The organism is Marinifilum sp. RC60d5 (genome assembly GCF_052400665.1).
In the GTDB taxonomy this organism is placed as follows: domain Bacteria; phylum Bacteroidota; class Bacteroidia; order Bacteroidales; family Marinifilaceae; genus JBQTGK01.
This window is the reverse complement of record NZ_JBQTGK010000004.1, coordinates 368,659-385,869: the sequence shown is the minus strand read 5'-3', so window position 1 is coordinate 385,869 and position 17,211 is coordinate 368,659. Positions and strand designations below refer to the sequence as shown.

The window sequence follows — 17,211 nt, the reverse complement described above, 5'->3', positions numbered from 1 at the left end:
GTGCTGTCTAAAAATCAAATCAAGTTAATAAGCAGTTTACAGAAGAAAAAATACAGAGACCAACATCAACTCTTTATTGCGGAAGGAGATAAATTGGTTACTGATTTACTACACTCAGGCACAAAAGCTGCCTATTTAATCTACTCTAAGGATTGGAAAAATCAATATACTACAGCACATTTAAATTCTATTGAAAATAGAATAGAAACTGACAATTCTCAGTTAAAAAAAATTAGCGCACTAAAAAATCCGGCTCCAGTACTTGGAGTTTTTAAAATCCCTAGCTTCGATATAGATTCCAAACTGGTATCATCTTCTTTGTCTATTGTTTTAGATGATATTCAAGATCCGGGAAACCTAGGAACGATAATTAGAATAGCCGATTGGTTTGGAATTAAGAATATATTTTGTTCTCCCAATACTGTAGATCTATACAATCCGAAAGTGATACAAGCTACCATGGGTGCAATTTCAAGAATTAAATTAACCTATACTCCTATTGAACAGTTAATTAACAAATACAAAGCCGATAATTTCCCCATATACGGAACCTTTTTGGAGGGTGAGACCATTTATCAATCAGATCTGCAAAGCAAAGGATTTATTATTATGGGCAATGAAGGAAAGGGAATATCCGAAGATATTGAAAAATACGTTAGCCATAAATTATTTATTCCCAATTTCCCGATCGGTGAATCCACATCCGAATCCTTAAATGTATCAGTTGCCTGTTCGATTATATGCTCTGAATTTAGAAGACGGGAATTTTAATTGTCCTGCTCTGGATTTAAAAACCTATTTACAGCTTCGGCACATTGTTCTCCATCGATGGCTGCCGAAACAATACCACCAGCATAACCAGCACCCTCGCCACAAGGAAATAAACCTGATATTTTTGTATGCAAAAAACTAAATCGATCACGAGGAATTCGCACTGGTGATGAAGTTCTTGATTCTACACCCAATATTATGGCTTCATTGGTTAAAAAGCCTTTCGATTTTCGCCCGAATGCTTTAAAACCTTCCTGCAATCGAAAACAAATATGTGAAGGCAACCATTTATGCAATTCCGATGAAACAACACCTGGATGGTAGGATGTTTTTGGCAAGGATTCACTTTTTTTACCCTCAACAAAATCTTTCATTCGCTGGGCAGGAGCTTTAAGAGAACTACCTCCCTCTATAAAAGCCTGTTTTTCCAAATCTTCTTGAAATTTCATCCCTGCTAGTGGGCCAAACTTAGAATACTCATTAAGATCTTCGGTATGAATTTCAACTGCCATTCCTGAATTCGCAAAAGCTGTATTTCTATTCGACGATGACATGCCATTTACCACTTGTTGATGATCGCCGGTGGCTGCCGGTACAATAACTCCTCCAGGACACATACAAAAAGAATAAACACCTCTTCCTTCAATTTGTTGTACAAAACTATAGCTTGCTGCAGGCAAATACTTCCCTCGTCCATTAGGGTTATGATATTGTATTTGATCAATTAATTCCTGTGAATGTTCAATTCTAACTCCCATAGCAAAAGATTTAGCTTCAATATCAACACCTATATCATTTAGCTTTCGGTATACATCTCTTGCCGAATGACCTGTTGCTAATATTACCGACTCCCCTGTTATGATCTTGCCCGATTGCAAACGAACACCTATTATCTTTTCGTTTTCCAAAATATAATCGACTACCTTACTGGAAAAATGAACTTCACCACCAGCTTTTAAAATGCTTTTACGCATATTAACTATTACCTTAGGCAAAACATCGGTTCCAATATGCGGATGTGCGTCAAAAAGAATCTCATCTTGCGCACCATGATAATGCAAAACATTCAGCACTTTTTTTAGGTTCCCTCTTTTCTTCGATCGAGTATATAATTTACCGTCGGAGAATGTTCCTGCTCCCCCTTCGCCAAAAGAATAATTCGATTCCGGATCAACCTTACGAGTTCGATGAAGCTGCCCAAGATCTTTTTTTCTATCCTCGACACTTTTTCCCCGTTCCAAGACAATAGGACAAAAACCCAGCTCTATTAGTCGAAGCGCAGCAAACAAACCTGCTGGTCCGGCTCCAACAACAATTATCTTTTTCTTATTTTTTATATTTTGATACACAAAATCTTCTTCTTTCGAAGCTGGCATTGCCTCATCAACGGCTATTTTAAACCTTAAATTAATTTTGATATTTCTTCTGCGCGCATCGATCGATTTTCTAAGAATTTTAATCGCCTTAATTCTTTCATCCTTCACTTTTAATTTATTAGCTAATAATGGCTTATAAAAAATTTCATCAGAAGCCTCTTTCGGACTCAAAACAATATCAATCTCAGTAATCATCTTTAGGAAAAATTAAATATCAGGTATTTCTATTCAAAGTGAAAAGAAAGAGTAATAACTTTAGAATTCATGCCTCTAATGGCATCTGTATAACCTTCGTAACCGGGATTATCCACATCATAATTATGATTTAAGATATCTCTTAATCCGATGGCAAATTTTAGTTCTGTTGCCAATTTAAAATAGGGCAGGTAAAAATCAACTCCCGCCCCCAACTCTAAATAAAAATCACTAGTATTTAAACGTACTAACATATTATTATCCGGATCAAGTGCATCTTGCGACTGCACATCTATTTTATAGCTGGCACCTCCAATTAAATACGGACGATAATTATTTAATCTACGTGCCCGATATTTCAGCATAAGAGGCAAGTTAACCAAAACAGACTCGACAGTAACCTCTTCTTCAGGTAAATTAGAATATTTAATTGTTCGTTCTCCAAACTCTAGCCCAGGTAAAAACCGTAAAGACCAGTTTTCATGTAAACGAAGGTCGGATACAATTCCAACAGAAAATCCCGGAGAAAAAGTAACTTGTTCTGCTCTGGCATCTGTTCTACCAGAGTTATACAAAGCAAAATCCATATTATTTATAGCCAAAGTAAAACCAAAATGTAACCATTTCTGATCAACTTTCTGATAATTCAAGATACTTTCAGGTTTATATCTACTTTGAGAAAAGACAGATGTCAAACTAAGTAAGCACAATAATATTAAGAGTATTTTCTTCAAACTGGAGATTTTAATTTTATATAATAACCCAAAAAGGTAAATTTTATTGCCCTGATTTTGTTCCCACATAAATTGAGGCAATACCAAAACTCAATTTAATTTGTCTGGTTTCTATAAAACCACATCTTTCATATATCTTTAGGAATGCCTCTCCATCGGGAAATGCATCTACCGACTCGGGCAAATAAGTATATGCCGAAGCATCTTTAGAAACCATTTTACCCCAGAATGGGAGAATTTTAAAAAAGTAAAAATTATATATCTGCTTAACAGGAAAATTACGAGGCTTTGAAAATTCAAGAACAACAACTTTTCCTCCTGGCCGAACCACTCTGTTCATTTCTTGTAATCCTTTTTCAAGATTCTCGAAATTACGCACTCCAAAAGCTACAGTAATTGCATCGAAAGAATTGTCTTCAAACTGAATATTTTCAGAATCACCTTCGAACAATTCAATTTTATGTGAAAGATTTTTTTTTGCTATTTTTTTTCTTCCTACGGCTAACATTTCCGTAGAAATATCAATCCCAATTACTTTATCGGGATTTAATTTTAGATTGGCTAAAGCAAAATCTCCTGTTCCAGTAGCAATATCTAAAATTTGTTTAGGCTGCAAGGGCTTTAATAATTTGACAGCCTTTCTTCTCCATAATTTATCAATTCCCATAGAAAGCAGATGGTTTAACAAATCGTACTTTCGGGCTATATTATTGAACATCAAGGCCACTTGAGCCTTTTTTCCTTTATCTAAATCTTTATATGGGTTTACCACGGATAAATTTTAAATAGTTTCTAAAAAAATATGCGATCGCGAAAAGTATATCCACGAGCGCACAAATATAATGAATGAAAAACAAAGAACTAGTAAAACAGCTTCTTGTTCTATCTATTAATGTGTAATTTAAAACAATTAGCCTACTGTATTATTTCGATATATCTTCTTGTACTCATCTATATATCCATAAGATATATCGTCAATTCTAAGCTCTCTTTTTGTTACATGTCCTAAAGTTGAAAAAGATAATCCACTCTCCATCATCACATCCACAAAATCATCTTCATTTTCCATAGAAACCGACACAACAACTCTTCCCTGAGATTCTCCAAACAAAAACGCATCTTTCCGAATTTCGGCAGGCGATGTAATATCAAAACCTAATCCCAATGGCATCGCCGACTCTATCAAGTTAAAAAACAAACCTCCTCGTTCAACACTATGCGCAGAACTAATTAATTTTGAATTTATTAACTTTTCAATTATTGTATTGATCTCCTTTTCTTCTTCTATGTTAAAAGAAGGAATTCCTACTTCACACTTATTATGGTAAGAATTTAAATACTCCGATCCGGCTATATCATTTCTGGATTTCCCAACGATAAAAATCATATCTCCTTTATTTCTATATATGTAAGACATATGATTTTCCTTTTTAGGTACAATTCCCATCATAGCAATTACAGGAGTAGGGTTAATAGCTTTTCTCTGTCCAAGAACCGAACTTTCGTTATAAAAACTCACATTTCCGCCAACAACCGGAATATCAAACACCTTACTTGCTGTTGCTATTCCGTTTACGGTTTCAACAAATTGTGAATAAATATTTTCCTCTAATGGACTTCCAAAATTCAAGCAATCGTTTAAAGCTAATGGTTTAGCTCCTGAACAAACAATTCTACGAACTGCTCTTGCTACATTAATTTGCGCCCCTATATTTGGGTCATTATAAGAATAAATTGAATTTCCCGATGCAGTAAAGCATAAGATTTTATCCTCCGATCCTAAACTTGTAATTTGAGCATCGGAAGGAGAATTTTGTCTATCTTCCATACATCCCTGTAAATATTCTTTTACAACAAGATTAGGATTATTAACCATTTTGTTAATCACTTTCCAGTAATTATCTGGCTCTGGTATATTCTCTATGTAATCAATACTTGTTTCTTTTTTTTCAGTATAAAACTTCCTGTCCGTTTGAGGAGCACCAAATCCCATTATTAAATCTCTGCTTACAATTTCGGCTATAAGCTCCGAGTTTTCGAATATTCTGATATTTTTATTATTGGTAACAGATCCAATTTCTTCGCATAAAATATTTTTTTTCTCAAACACTTCTTTAAGCTCATGTTTTTTTTCTTTTTCTACCACTAGCATAAGCCTCTCTTGTGTACGAGATAGTAACACTTGCTCAATACTCATTCCCTCCTGGCTTAAAGGAATATTATTTAAATTAATATCGACACCCGTTTTTGCATTAGCACTAATAATAGAACAAGAACTAATAACACCAGCCATATCCATATTTTCGACACGCACAAGAGCATCTTTCTGATTAAGTTCCAAAACTGCCTCTATTAATAAGTTCCCTAAAACCGGATTACCTTTTGGTATGGAAAAACTTTCATCTTGACCGTAAACTCCTTCGGAACCAGTAGGATTTCCGACTATAAAAATGGATTGTCCAGCTTCAAGCTTACGCTTATACAACAACTTCTCTTTGTGTATTAAGCCTGCAATCATAACATTAACTAGTGGATTTGTATCGTAGGATGCGTTATAAAACACTTCGCTTCCAATTGCTTCGGCCTGAACTTTTTGGGAATAATCATGAATCCCTTTTGTTATTTCATCCATCAACCATTTTGTTCTATCTAAAGATGCATCACCAAATCGCAAAGAACTTAGTACCACCATAGGTTTTGCACCTAAAGAAATAACATCTCTGCACACATCACCAACACAAGTTGCAGCCCCTTGGTAAGGATCAATTCCTGATGGATGATTATGAGTTCCCATTTTAAACACACAATACTCATCATTCCCCAGATCAACAACTCCGGCACTCGATTCTCTAGCGCCGGAAATTATATTTTCTCCTTTATTAGGCAGAATATTAATCCATTTCGATGAACTTTTATAAGCAATATTCTCGGACCACAAGACCGCGTAGATTTTTAATTCCAACAGGTTTGGAGTGCGTCCCAGATTTTCTGTTATTTTAGTATATAAATCTCTATTAATTCCTATGTCTTCTGCTAATTGAATTGAAACATCTTGATTTTCCATAGTGCAAAATTTATGGTGATGAATAATTTAAATTTAAAAAAAATAAGATAGGAACACGAATTATCACCTTAGTTTTTACCTTTACTAGGTAAATTTATTAGGTGTAAAAAGAAATAAACTAAGAATAACAATATATTAATAATCACAATTAATAAAATGAATAAGATAGCCTTTATAACAGGAGCAACTGCTGGTATTGGAGAAGCTTGTGCCATTAAACTTGCTAAAAATGGATTTGACCTTATCATATCGGGCCGAAGACAGGAAAAACTTCTTCAATTGGAAGAAAAATTAATTTCAGAAAACCAATGCAAAGTGCATAGTCTGGCTTTAGATGTTAGAAATCAGAACGAAGTAAATAGTAAAATTGAATCACTACCTAAGCAATGGAAAAACATTGATTTACTTGTGAATAATGCTGGTTTGGCAGTAGGTGTGTCTGCATTACAAGATGGCATTACTGATGATTGGGAAAGAATGATTGATACTAACATTAAAGGATTATTATATATCACTCGTGCAATTAGTCCGTTAATGATATCAAGAAAACAGGGACATATTATTAACATCACCTCAATTGCAGGAAAAGAAGTATATCCTGGTGGTAATGTATATTGTGCTACCAAGCATGCAGCCGATGCCTTAACCAAAGGAATGAGAATTGACATGCTGCCTCACAACATTAAAGTTTCGTCTATTGCACCTGGAATGGTTGAAACGGAATTTTCAATTGTAAGATTTAAAGGAGATGAAAAAAAAGCAGATCAAGTTTACGATGGTTTTATTCCGTTAGGTGCCGAAGATATAGCAGAAACACTTTATTTTATTGCAAGTCGTCCTGCACATGTTAACATAAATGATGTTTTAATAATGCCAACAGCTCAAGCATCGGCCCGTGATGTAAACAAACAATAATAAATTAACAATTTATATTTTGGCTTATCAGGATCTTTGGGTTTAGATAAGCCATAATTTTCAACTTTTACCAAAAATAAATCTAAAATATCATTACCAGATTTATTTAATAAATGATTTAAGTTTGCTGATCAGCAATTCCCGCTTAATAGGTTTTGAAATGTAATCATCGCAGCCAAAATCCAACACCTTATTTTTATCGCCATTCATAGCATAAGCAGTTTGAGCAATAATGGGTAAATTGGGCCTGAATTTCTTTATTTCAATGGTTGCTTCCATGCCATCAACCTCCGGCATTCTCATATCCATTAAAATTAAATCAATTTCTTTAATTTCTTTACAGATACGGATTGCTTCGGCTCCATTTTCAGCCCTAATTACTTTATATTTACTTCTTTTTAGTATGGCTTCGATAAGACGATAATTTGAAATCTCATCTTCGGCAACTAGTATCGTTGAATATTCTTTATCTTCTTTTTTCACTTCCTCTTGTTCTATGGACTCTTTAGAGAGAATACAGTCTAAAATTAATGTGAAAGTTGATCCACTATTGGGTTCAGACTCCACCTCAATTTTTCCTCCCAGCATATCCATAATCTTTTTAGATATGGCTAGTCCCATTCCTGTTCCTCCAAAGGTCCTAGTTATTGTATCATCAACTTGTCTAAATTTTTCAAAAATAATATCTTTCTTATCCTTTTCAATACCTACACCGGTATCCTTAACGTACAGCTTTAAACTTCCATCACTTACATAATATCCGAACTCAACTACTCCCTCATTTGTAAATTTAAGTCCATTTTTAAATAAATTCATCACAACATGAAGTAACCTCTGAAAATCTGTTTTTACAAGAATTTTTTTGAAATTAGCTGGGATCGTAAATTTCAATTCTAATCGATCTTTATTTTCGAGTCGTTGTTTTTCGATGGCTTGTTTCTTAACCTCTTCGAAAAAATTTATCATCAAAAATTCAGTTTCGGATTTTGCCATCCCTCCAGATTCTATCATTGTAAAATTTAAAATATCTTCTATAATTCCAAATAATTGATTACCACTCTTATTAATAAGCTGAACAAATTCCAATATCTCATCTATTTGCATAGAATCATTACATAAATTTGAGAATCCAATAACAGCATTTAAGGGAGTTCTTAGCTCGTGAGAAACATTAGCTAAAAAAGCTGATTTCATTCGATCCGACTCTTCAGCCTTATTCTTTGCTTCTAGTAAATCCTTTTCAAACTTCTTTCGTTCGGTAATATCTTCTTTTACCGCCACATAATGAGTTATTTTTCCATACTCATCTTTAATGGCAGAAAAACTAGCTCTTTCCCAGAATAATTCCCTGTTTTTTTTAACATTTAAAAACTCACAAACCCACTCTTCTCCCTTTACCAAATGTTCCCACATCTGAACATAAACTTCTTTAGCAGTAAATCCTGATTTTAAAAAACGAGGATTTTTACCAATAGCTTCTTTGGCTGAATATCCAGATATCTGACAAAATTTAGGATTCACATATTCGATACATCCTTCACGATTAGTAATAACAATTGAGGCAGGACTTTGTTCCATCGAAGTATTCAACATTTTCAATTCTATCTCTCGTTTTTTCTTAGCAACTCCTGCCGCTAGCTGAACAACCGCCAATTCGAGTAATTTTACACTTTCTGGGTTTAAATCTGAATAATCTATATCGGAACTAATACCAAAAACACCTAAAACTACTCCCTCGTTAATTAGAGGAAGGCCGAGCCACATTTTTGGAACAACAGTTACATTAATAGTATTCTCTTTAATGAGTTCACCAATTTCATCTCCTTTTAAGTGATATTTTTTCTTATGCTTTAAAACTAAAAAACTTAGTGACTTAGCAAACTCGATATTCTCATAATTAGGAGAGTCGAGCGAATATGCCCTAAACCCCCTTTTATCAGGTGCTATAAGTTCCAAAAATAATTTACCGGAACCAATAATAGGAGCTAATTTTTTTCCTATTCGATGAATCATTCGAATAGATGTTTGAGAAGAGTTTAAAATCTCCGAAATTTCGAGCATTATTAACTGTCTTTTCTGATTCCATACGTGCTCAGAAATATTTCGATAAATTGCATAAACAGAAATCTGATCATTATCTAACATTACAGGCTTGCCCAAAACCTGAACATGAATTTGTTTGCCCGACTTTGTTTGTCTGACAGTAGTAATATCTACCACTTCTCCTTTAGCCGCACTTATAGTTGCATCCTGACCTTCTAATTTAAAATTAGAAGGAACAATTAAATCATTTATATATTTAAATTCGGCCTCAGCCTGAGTGTACTCAAATAGTCTTTCAAATTCCCGATTAACCCTTATAATACGATCTTGATTGTTTAGTATTATAATTGCTTCAGGAGAATTCTCAAATAAATTTTCAAAGAATGTTTTTTGTAGCCTGATTTCCTCGCTGGCTTCTTTATTTTTCTCAACTTGTTCTCTTAAATTAAGTGCCGAGTTTAATTGAGAAGTAGCAAGTTTTACAAAACGCATGGCACGATTTAAATTTAAAGCCGCTGCCTTCTCGCTTAAAACAGTTAAAGAGTTCAAATCCACCCCATCTTCAATATCCGACTCTAAATTATAGTTCCCATAAACAAAGAAACCATATACCATTTTTCTAAGAATAATCGGAATACAAATTGTTCTAGTTCCATTAGGAGATCTTAATTCGATAAAACCCTGTTTTTGTGATGAGGACTTTTTTAATAATTCGGAAAAAAGATCATCAAATGTTTTCGCAGTCTTATTTATAAATTCAGAAACATCAATATTACAAACTTTTGATATTGTATTACTTTCAAAATCAATAAAAAGACTAGAGCAATTGCTTAAATAGGAAAAATCACAAAGAATATCTTCAATATCCATTGAAGTATCTTTAATTTTAAGACTCTTTAAATTAAATTTCTGTACTTCCCATTCAGGAATTGAGGCGCAATTATCTATCATAAATTTGGTAGTGGTTTTTCTTATTTATGGTTTTAATACTCTGTATACATTAAAAAGCACTTTTAGTTATAATTTTTCAGCATTATTTTTTATTTACAACAGAAAGCCGAAAGACTATGTAAAACAAGGAATACAGACTTATTTTACAAAAGAAACTCCAAACCGTCAATCAGTCGAAACAAGATATTAAAATTGATTCTTAGATGGTTAAAACCTCAAACTGCAAAATGATTATTGAGTGCCACGCATTATTTTAATTTTTTTTAATATTTTTGGATATACTTTTTATTGGAAATGCGCAAACTCATCGGATTTAATATCAAAAGGAATAAGAAACTTTTGGTTTCGGACATTGTTAAATTTTATGAAGTAAGGGGTTACGAATTAATTCGCTCTAATGCCAAAGGTATGCTTTTTAAAAGAGGTAGTATTTGGGGAAATATGACCTCTTTAACTCCTGTTAAATGGAGAACAAAAGTTGAAGTTGAGATTCTTAAAAAGGAGCGGATGAATTATAATATCTATGCAAATTATGAATTTAGCACCTCTGGATTATTCCGATCAAAAGAAGAAGAAAATTATTACTCTGAAGAAATTAATGCTTTTTCGAAAGCAATAGAAAATTTCGAAGTAGATTCAAAACTCATTGATCAGCTTGCTTTAAAAATCTATAAATCTAGTCGCAATTACATGCTTAAAGCATTAATATTAGGAATTATTACTGCCCTAGTATTAGTGTTTATTTCTAATCTATTTTTAAAGGAGAATTTACCTATTCTTTTTGCCTTTGGAATAACTGTTATTTCGATTTTTGCCTACTACTATGCCTTTACAAGCTTAGGAAACAAGTAAAGAAGATAAAATAACACAATACCATTTTACTTTTTTAAATTTCAAATCTGTATTTATACTTTTAAATAAGCTAAAAAAACACTGCAAACGTATGCGTAATTCAATTTTTATTCCTAGTTTTGAACCATCGATTAAAAAATCAAAGTACTGATAAAAATCGCAACTAATAATTTGAAGTTTGATGTTTACAAAGACCGTTTGGATAAAACCAACGGTCTTTTATTTTTTTTAAAATCGGCTAACAAAACCAAAATGAATTTTTGCTGTTTTAAAATCAAGATCTTGATTTTTTTGTTTTCCCAAAGCATAAGTTAAGGAAAAAATTCCCGATCGAGTACCAAAAGTAAAACCCAAACCGATTCCCCAGGGCAAATCTTCCGATTTCTGATCTAAAATTTCATTTTTATAATAAGCAGCATCCCAAAACAAATAAAAACTAGTATTTCGTTCAGGAATAAATCGGAACTCATTTGAGAATACAGCATATTCTGAAGCTAAAAAAACGTTTTCGTTAAATCCACGAATCGAAGAAATTCCCCCAAGCTTAAATAAATCATTTGCAAACAAATCGGGCGAATTAATAATTCCACCTTTATTTTTTATTCGGTAACTAACTTTTTTTGCCAATGGAATATTATACTCCCAATACCATTCTGCATTAATCAAAGTCCCCTCTAAATCAATATTCTGATATAATTCCTGAGGAATTTTACTGTTTTTTTCTGTTTTGTGACTTCCAAATGCCAGATTAAAATCGAAGGCATAACCACTTTTCGGATTATAAGCATAATCGAGTTTCCTATTCTTAAAACTTAATCCTATCAAATTAGATTTCACATCGGCATAATCGGGCAAAACACTACTTCCTCTTAGGTTTTCTGTGGATAATAAGTCCGAAGATTTAGACTTGTAAAATAAGCTCACCACCTTACTTCCTCTTTGAAAAAGCCGAATTCCCAAATTCAAATTACTTGTTAAATATGTACTATCTTTTTTTTCTATACCTAAATCAAAATCAAAGCCTATATTTCCAATTAAATATGGATATCCAAAACCAATAGTTAAATTCTGACTAGAGGCCTCATACTTTTTCCAGTTTAATTTGATTTGCTCTCCTAAACTAAGTGTGTTCTCTAGAAATAAATTTAATTCACCTGTTAGTTCCAATTTATTATTCTCTGCCGAATTATTTTGCAAGCCCAAAATACCATCAAACCGGTTAGATTTTTCTTTACTTAAATAGGTATATAATAAAGCTTTATTCTTTATAAATTCCACTTCGGCAGGTTTTATTTCCCGAACAAAATTTAATCCTTTTATTTTATTAGATATAGAATTAAACCTCTTTTCGCTATATGGTTTTCCAGAAAAAACACTTAAATATCTTTCAATAAAATTCTTCTTTACTTTTAAATCTCCCTTACAAATAATACGATCCCAGCATACCAGCTCGCCAGTATTTAATTTCCAAACACCATTAAGCACTTTTTGATCTAAACTTAGGCTATCTACTTCTATTAATGCAAAAGGATATCCATTATTATTCAAATTCTTAAGCATCGACTCCTGCAATAATTTAATCTTGGTTAAATCACCTTCTTGGTTCAATTTATAATTAAACTCAGATAAATTCTCTTTATTAACATCAACTCCCGTAAATTTATCTATGAAATACTTACTCCCCAAATGAACATTTGCATAAATCGAATCGTTACAAAAAATAATAGAATCAGTATTTGCTTCCCAAAATCCATTCGCCCTGAACTTATCAATTTTTCGGTTTAAAACTGAAATTGCTTCAAGCCTGTTTTTATATTTTCCATTAACTCGTAATACATTTTTCACATTGGTATCTTCCGATTTATCAAGCTTAATATTCAGATATACCCTTTCGCTTTGCGCATAGCAATTACATCTGATTAACAAGAAAATAACCCACAAAACGATTAATTTATTCATAATATCTGCATATTAATAAACCTTTTTCCCTAAAATCAGTAATAAGGTTTATTAGCTGGTAATGATAATTATTCAAGAATGATTCGTTACCAATAATTACAAGATTTTTTATACCTTTTGCAAAATTTTAAAACTTAAATCTGCATTTTTAATACTAATCACCTATGAAAAAAACACTTTATGCTTTAGCAGTAATTTTTCTTTTAGGATTAATTACAAGTTCTTGTGCTGTTGACAAAAGATGTCCGGCCTACACAAAGTCTGATACAACAAGTGCAAGCAAAAATGCTTAAACTAAATAAAAAAATCTCTTTAAATGAGATTTTTTTTTGTTTAAAGTAGACTATTGCAATCGTTTTAATCGAGACTTAATCTCTAATAATTAGTAAATTAACCTAATTTAATCATTAAAAATATCTTTATTTTTTTTCATTTTTTATATACAAAATATTTTTAAATTACATACTTTTGCCATTGAGAAACAAAGGGTTTATAAATTAAAATTTATACACAATGTCAAAGATTAAAATTGGTATCAACGGATTTGGCCGTATCGGACGTTTCGTATTCCGTCAAGCTGTAGCAAAAGGCAACATCGAAGTAGTTGCAATTAACGACCTTATTGATGTAGATTACATGGCTTACATGTTAAAATATGATTCTACTCATGGAAAATTCAACGGTACTGTTGAAGTGAAAGATGGTCAGTTAGTAGTTAATGGTAACGTTGTTCGCGTTTCTGCTGAAAGAAATCCTGCTGATATTAACTGGGGTGCCGTAGGTGCTGAATATGTAGTTGAGTCAACTGGTCTTTTCTTAACAAAAGAATCAGCTCAAGGTCATATCGATGCTGGTGCTAAGAAAGTTATCATGTCTGCTCCATCAAAAGACGATACTCCAATGTTCGTTATGGGTGTAAACAACAAAGAATACACTAACGACATGACTTTCGTATCTAATGCTTCTTGTACTACAAACTGTTTAGCTCCTGTAGCTAAAGTATTGAACGACAAGTTTGGTATTATTGAAGGTTTAATGACAACTGTACACGCTACCACTGCAACTCAAAAAACTGTTGACGGTCCTTCTGCTAAGGATTGGAGAGGTGGACGTGGAGCTGGTCAAAACATCATTCCTTCTTCTACTGGTGCTGCTAAAGCTGTAGGTAAAGTAATTCCTGCATTGAATGGAAAATTAACTGGTATGTCTTTCCGTGTTCCTACACCAGATGTATCTGTAGTTGATTTAACTGTACGTTTAGAGAAAGAAACTTCTTACGAAGCTATTTGTGCTGCAATGAAAGAAGCTTCAGAAGGTGAATTAGCTGGTGTTCTTGGTTATACTGAGGATATGGTTGTTTCTAACGACTTCACTGGTGATACCAGAACTTCTATCTTTGATGCTAAAGCAGGTATCCAATTGTCTTCAACTTTCGTAAAAGTTGTTTCATGGTATGACAATGAAATGGGATACTCTACTAAAGTATGTGAATTAGTTGAGTACATGGATTCAGTAAAATAATCCGTACCAGATATAAAATTAAAGCTCTCCAAACGGAGAGCTTTTTTTATGCCCTAAAACATGATATAAAATACTTGATTACGTGAATCGTGTAAATAGAAAAACTATATGTTTGTTATGAATAAAGGAATAATTCTTTATTTAAAAAATACAAATCACTTAAGGAACATAATCCTATCAACAAACCAATGATTGACGCATACTTAAAACACGAAGCAGCCCGCGCTACCAAGGGTATCCCGGCATTGCCATTAAATGCAGAACAAACTGCAGAACTTTGCAAACTATTGCAAAATCCTATCCAGGAAAAAGAGGATTTTCTGTTGTATTTATTCAAAGAAAGAATCGCTCCTGGTGTAGATGATTCAACTAAAGTAAAAGCTGAATTTTTAGGAAAACTTTTAACAAATGAATTGAGTTCACCAATTATCACAAAATCTGAAGCAATTCAGATTTTAGGAACAATGATGGGTGGATACAATGTAACTGTTTTAGTTGAAGCTTTAAAAGACGAAGCTTTAGCTGTGGAAGCTGCCGAAGCACTTAAGGGAATTATCCTTGTCTATGATGCTTTCGAAACAGTTGCTGAATTATCTAAAACCAATGCTGCTGCTAAAAGTGTAATTGAATCCTGGGCAAAAGCCGAATGGTTTACCACTCGTGAAGAATTGCCTGAAGAAATTAAGCTTAAAGTTTACAAAGTAGAAGGTGAAATCAATACAGATGACTTTTCTCCTGCATCTCAGGCGTTTACTCGTCCTGATATTCCATTGCACGCCTTAGCTATGGGAGCTGGTCGTTTCGAAGATGGTATTGAAACGATTGCTAATTGGAGAAAAGAAGGACACAAAGTTGCTTTCGTAGGCGACGTTGTGGGTACTGGTTCTTCTCGTAAATCAGCTGCTAACTCTTTACTTTGGCACATTGGTGAAGATATTCCATGTGTACCTAACAAACGTACTGCTGGCGTAGTAATTGGTGGCGCTATTGCACCAATTTTTTACAATACAACACAAGATTCGGGTGGATTACCAATTATAACCGATGTTTCTGCATTAAATACAGGTGATGAAATCATCATTAACAATACCAAAGGTGAAATTACTCGCAATGGCGAAATAGTTTGTACGTATTCTTTAGCTCCTGATACATTAACTGACGAATACCGTGCCGGTGGACGAATTCCATTAATAATTGGTAAAGCTTTAACCGAAAAAGCACGCAATTTACTTGGATTACCAGCTACTGATATTTTTAAACTTGCAAGTAACCCAAAACCTAAAGCCAATCAGGGCTATACTATGGCTCAAAAAATAGTAGGTAAAGCTTGTGGTGTTGAAGGTGTATTGCCAGGAACATCATGTGCTCCAAAAATGACAACCGTAGGATCGCAGGATACAACAGGTCCTATGACTCGTGATGAGATTAAAGAGTTGGCATGCTTAAAATTCGAAGCTCCAATGTTTATGCAATCATTTTGCCACACAGCTGCCTACCCCAAAGCAACCGATATAGCAATGCACAAAAGCATGCCTAAATTTATTTCTGAGCGTAAAGGTGTACCTTTAAAACAAGGAGATGGTGTAATTCACTCATGGCTGAACCGTTTATTGATTCCTGATACAGTTGGTACAGGTGGTGATTCTCATACACGTTTCCCATTGGGTATTTCATTCCCAGCTGGTTCTGGTTTGGTTGCTTTTGCTGGTGCATTAGGTTTCATGCCATTGGATATGCCAGAGTCTGTATTAATCAAATTTAAAGGTAAGCTAAACCCAGGTATCACTTTGCGTGATGTGGTAAATGCTATTCCTTATTTTGCAATCCAAAACGGACAGTTAACAGTTCCTAAGAAGAATAAGATCAATATTTTTAATGGTAAAATTATCGAAATGGAAGGTCTTGATGATATTACTGTTGAGCAAGCTTTCGAGTTAACCGATGCTACTGCTGAGCGTTCTGCAGCTGCTGGTTGTATTAAATTATCAGAGGAACGTGTTGTAGAGTATGTAAAGTCTAATGTTGCCTTGATGGAATCAATGATCGAAATGGGATACAAAGACGCTCAAACGATTCAGAACCGTATCGATGCTTGTAATGAGTGGTTGGCTAATCCGGTATTACTTTCAAGAGACGAAAATGCAGAATATGCTGCAACACTAGAAATTGATCTTTCTGAAATTAACGAACCTATCCTTTGTTGTCCTAACGATCCTGATGACGTGAAATTACTTTCTGATGTTCAGAATACTGAAATTAAGGATGTATTCATTGGTTCTTGTATGACAAATATTGGTCATTTCCGCGCTTGTGAGAAAGTTTGGAATGGTTTAACTCCATCAGATAAGGTGCGAACTTATATTGCACCTCCAACTCGTATGGATCAGGCTGTATTGAAAGAAGAAGCGACATTTTCTACTTTCTCTCAGTTAGGTGTTCGTATCGAGACTCCTGGATGTTCGCTATGCATGGGAAATCAATTAAGAGTACCTGATAATTCTACTGTATTTTCAACCTCAACCCGTAACTTTAATAACCGTATGGGTACAGGAGCTCAGGTTTATTTGGGATCGGCCGAACTTGGTGCTGTTGTTGCTGTTCTTGGTAAACTACCAAGTCCTGCTGAGTATATGAAAATTTACAATGAGAAAATTGCTGCTCACAAAGAAGAAATATATCAATACATGCAGTTCGACGAAATGGATATGACTGATAGCCTATATCAACGTAGAGACTTGTAGACTGCAATCAACATACATAAGGTCGGTGTGAAAACATCGACCTTTTTTTGTCTTTTATTGTTATATTGTAAATTATTCAAAAGACTTAA

At 33.6% G+C, this 17,211-nt stretch carries 12 protein-coding genes; 6 read left to right on the top strand and 6 right to left on the bottom strand.

Going from position 1 to position 17,211, the window contains the following annotated elements:
* Positions 1–771 (top strand): TrmH family RNA methyltransferase, encoded by a 771-nt coding sequence (locus ACT3CE_RS11675; protein WP_444709951.1) that lies wholly within the window; start codon positions 1–3, stop codon positions 769–771.
* Here ACT3CE_RS11675 and ACT3CE_RS11670 read toward each other — a convergent pair.
* From ACT3CE_RS11670 to purL, 4 genes are all read right to left on the bottom strand, one after another.
* Complete coding sequence (locus ACT3CE_RS11670; RefSeq protein WP_444709950.1) at positions 768–2,342, bottom strand: NAD(P)/FAD-dependent oxidoreductase; 1,575 nt, start codon at positions 2,340–2,342, stop codon at positions 768–770. The genes ACT3CE_RS11675 and ACT3CE_RS11670 overlap by 4 nt on opposite strands.
* 29 nt (positions 2,343–2,371) lie before the next feature.
* Positions 2,372–3,145 (bottom strand): type IX secretion/gliding motility protein PorT/SprT, encoded by a 774-nt coding sequence (gene porT / locus ACT3CE_RS11665; protein ID WP_444709949.1) that lies wholly within the window; start codon positions 3,143–3,145, stop codon positions 2,372–2,374.
* On the bottom strand, positions 3,120–3,848 hold the full coding sequence (ubiE, locus tag ACT3CE_RS11660) for a bifunctional demethylmenaquinone methyltransferase/2-methoxy-6-polyprenyl-1,4-benzoquinol methylase UbiE (RefSeq protein ID WP_444709948.1): 729 nt from the start codon (positions 3,846–3,848) through the stop codon (positions 3,120–3,122). The genes porT and ubiE overlap by 26 nt, the downstream gene beginning before the upstream one ends.
* A gap of 138 nt (positions 3,849–3,986) precedes the next feature.
* On the bottom strand, positions 3,987–6,140 hold the full coding sequence (gene purL, locus ACT3CE_RS11655; RefSeq protein WP_444709947.1) for a phosphoribosylformylglycinamidine synthase subunit PurL: 2,154 nt from the start codon (positions 6,138–6,140) through the stop codon (positions 3,987–3,989).
* A gap of 156 nt (positions 6,141–6,296) precedes the next feature.
* On the opposite strand from purL, the gene ACT3CE_RS11650 reads away from it, so the two are divergent.
* Positions 6,297–7,055, top strand: a complete 759-nt coding sequence (locus ACT3CE_RS11650; protein WP_444709946.1) for an SDR family NAD(P)-dependent oxidoreductase — start codon at positions 6,297–6,299, stop codon at positions 7,053–7,055.
* Positions 7,056–7,157: 102 nt separating this feature from the next.
* Here ACT3CE_RS11650 and ACT3CE_RS11645 read toward each other — a convergent pair whose 3' ends face one another.
* Complete coding sequence (locus tag ACT3CE_RS11645; RefSeq protein WP_444709945.1) at positions 7,158–10,049, bottom strand: PAS domain S-box protein; 2,892 nt, start codon at positions 10,047–10,049, stop codon at positions 7,158–7,160.
* A gap of 294 nt (positions 10,050–10,343) precedes the next feature.
* Between ACT3CE_RS11645 and ACT3CE_RS11640 the strand changes: the two genes are divergently transcribed.
* The gene (locus ACT3CE_RS11640) at positions 10,344–10,901 is read left to right on the top strand and encodes a hypothetical protein (protein WP_444709944.1); all 558 of its coding nucleotides are present in this window, start codon (positions 10,344–10,346) and stop codon (positions 10,899–10,901) included.
* A 228-nt stretch (positions 10,902–11,129) separates the two neighbouring features.
* Here the strand turns inward: ACT3CE_RS11640 and ACT3CE_RS11635 are convergent, their stop codons facing one another.
* Positions 11,130–12,860 carry a BamA/TamA family outer membrane protein gene (locus ACT3CE_RS11635; RefSeq protein WP_444709943.1) on the bottom strand — a complete coding sequence of 577 codons (1,731 nt, stop codon included), beginning with the start codon at positions 12,858–12,860 and terminating at the stop codon, positions 11,130–11,132.
* Between the two features lie 164 nt (positions 12,861–13,024).
* Between ACT3CE_RS11635 and ACT3CE_RS11630 the strand changes: the two genes are divergently transcribed.
* The 3 genes from ACT3CE_RS11630 to ACT3CE_RS11620 all read left to right on the top strand — a co-directional run bounded on the left by ACT3CE_RS11630 (position 13,025) and on the right by ACT3CE_RS11620 (position 17,122).
* Positions 13,025–13,153: a hypothetical protein gene (locus tag ACT3CE_RS11630; RefSeq protein WP_320120596.1), complete on the top strand. Its 129-nt coding sequence runs from the start codon at positions 13,025–13,027 to the stop codon at positions 13,151–13,153.
* A 220-nt stretch (positions 13,154–13,373) separates the two neighbouring features.
* On the top strand, positions 13,374–14,381 hold the full coding sequence (gap, locus tag ACT3CE_RS11625; RefSeq protein ID WP_320120597.1) for a type I glyceraldehyde-3-phosphate dehydrogenase: 1,008 nt from the start codon (positions 13,374–13,376) through the stop codon (positions 14,379–14,381).
* A 188-nt stretch (positions 14,382–14,569) separates the two neighbouring features.
* On the top strand, positions 14,570–17,122 hold the full coding sequence (locus tag ACT3CE_RS11620) for a bifunctional aconitate hydratase 2/2-methylisocitrate dehydratase (protein ID WP_444709942.1): 2,553 nt from the start codon (positions 14,570–14,572) through the stop codon (positions 17,120–17,122).
* The last annotated feature ends 89 nt before the right edge of the window (positions 17,123–17,211 follow it).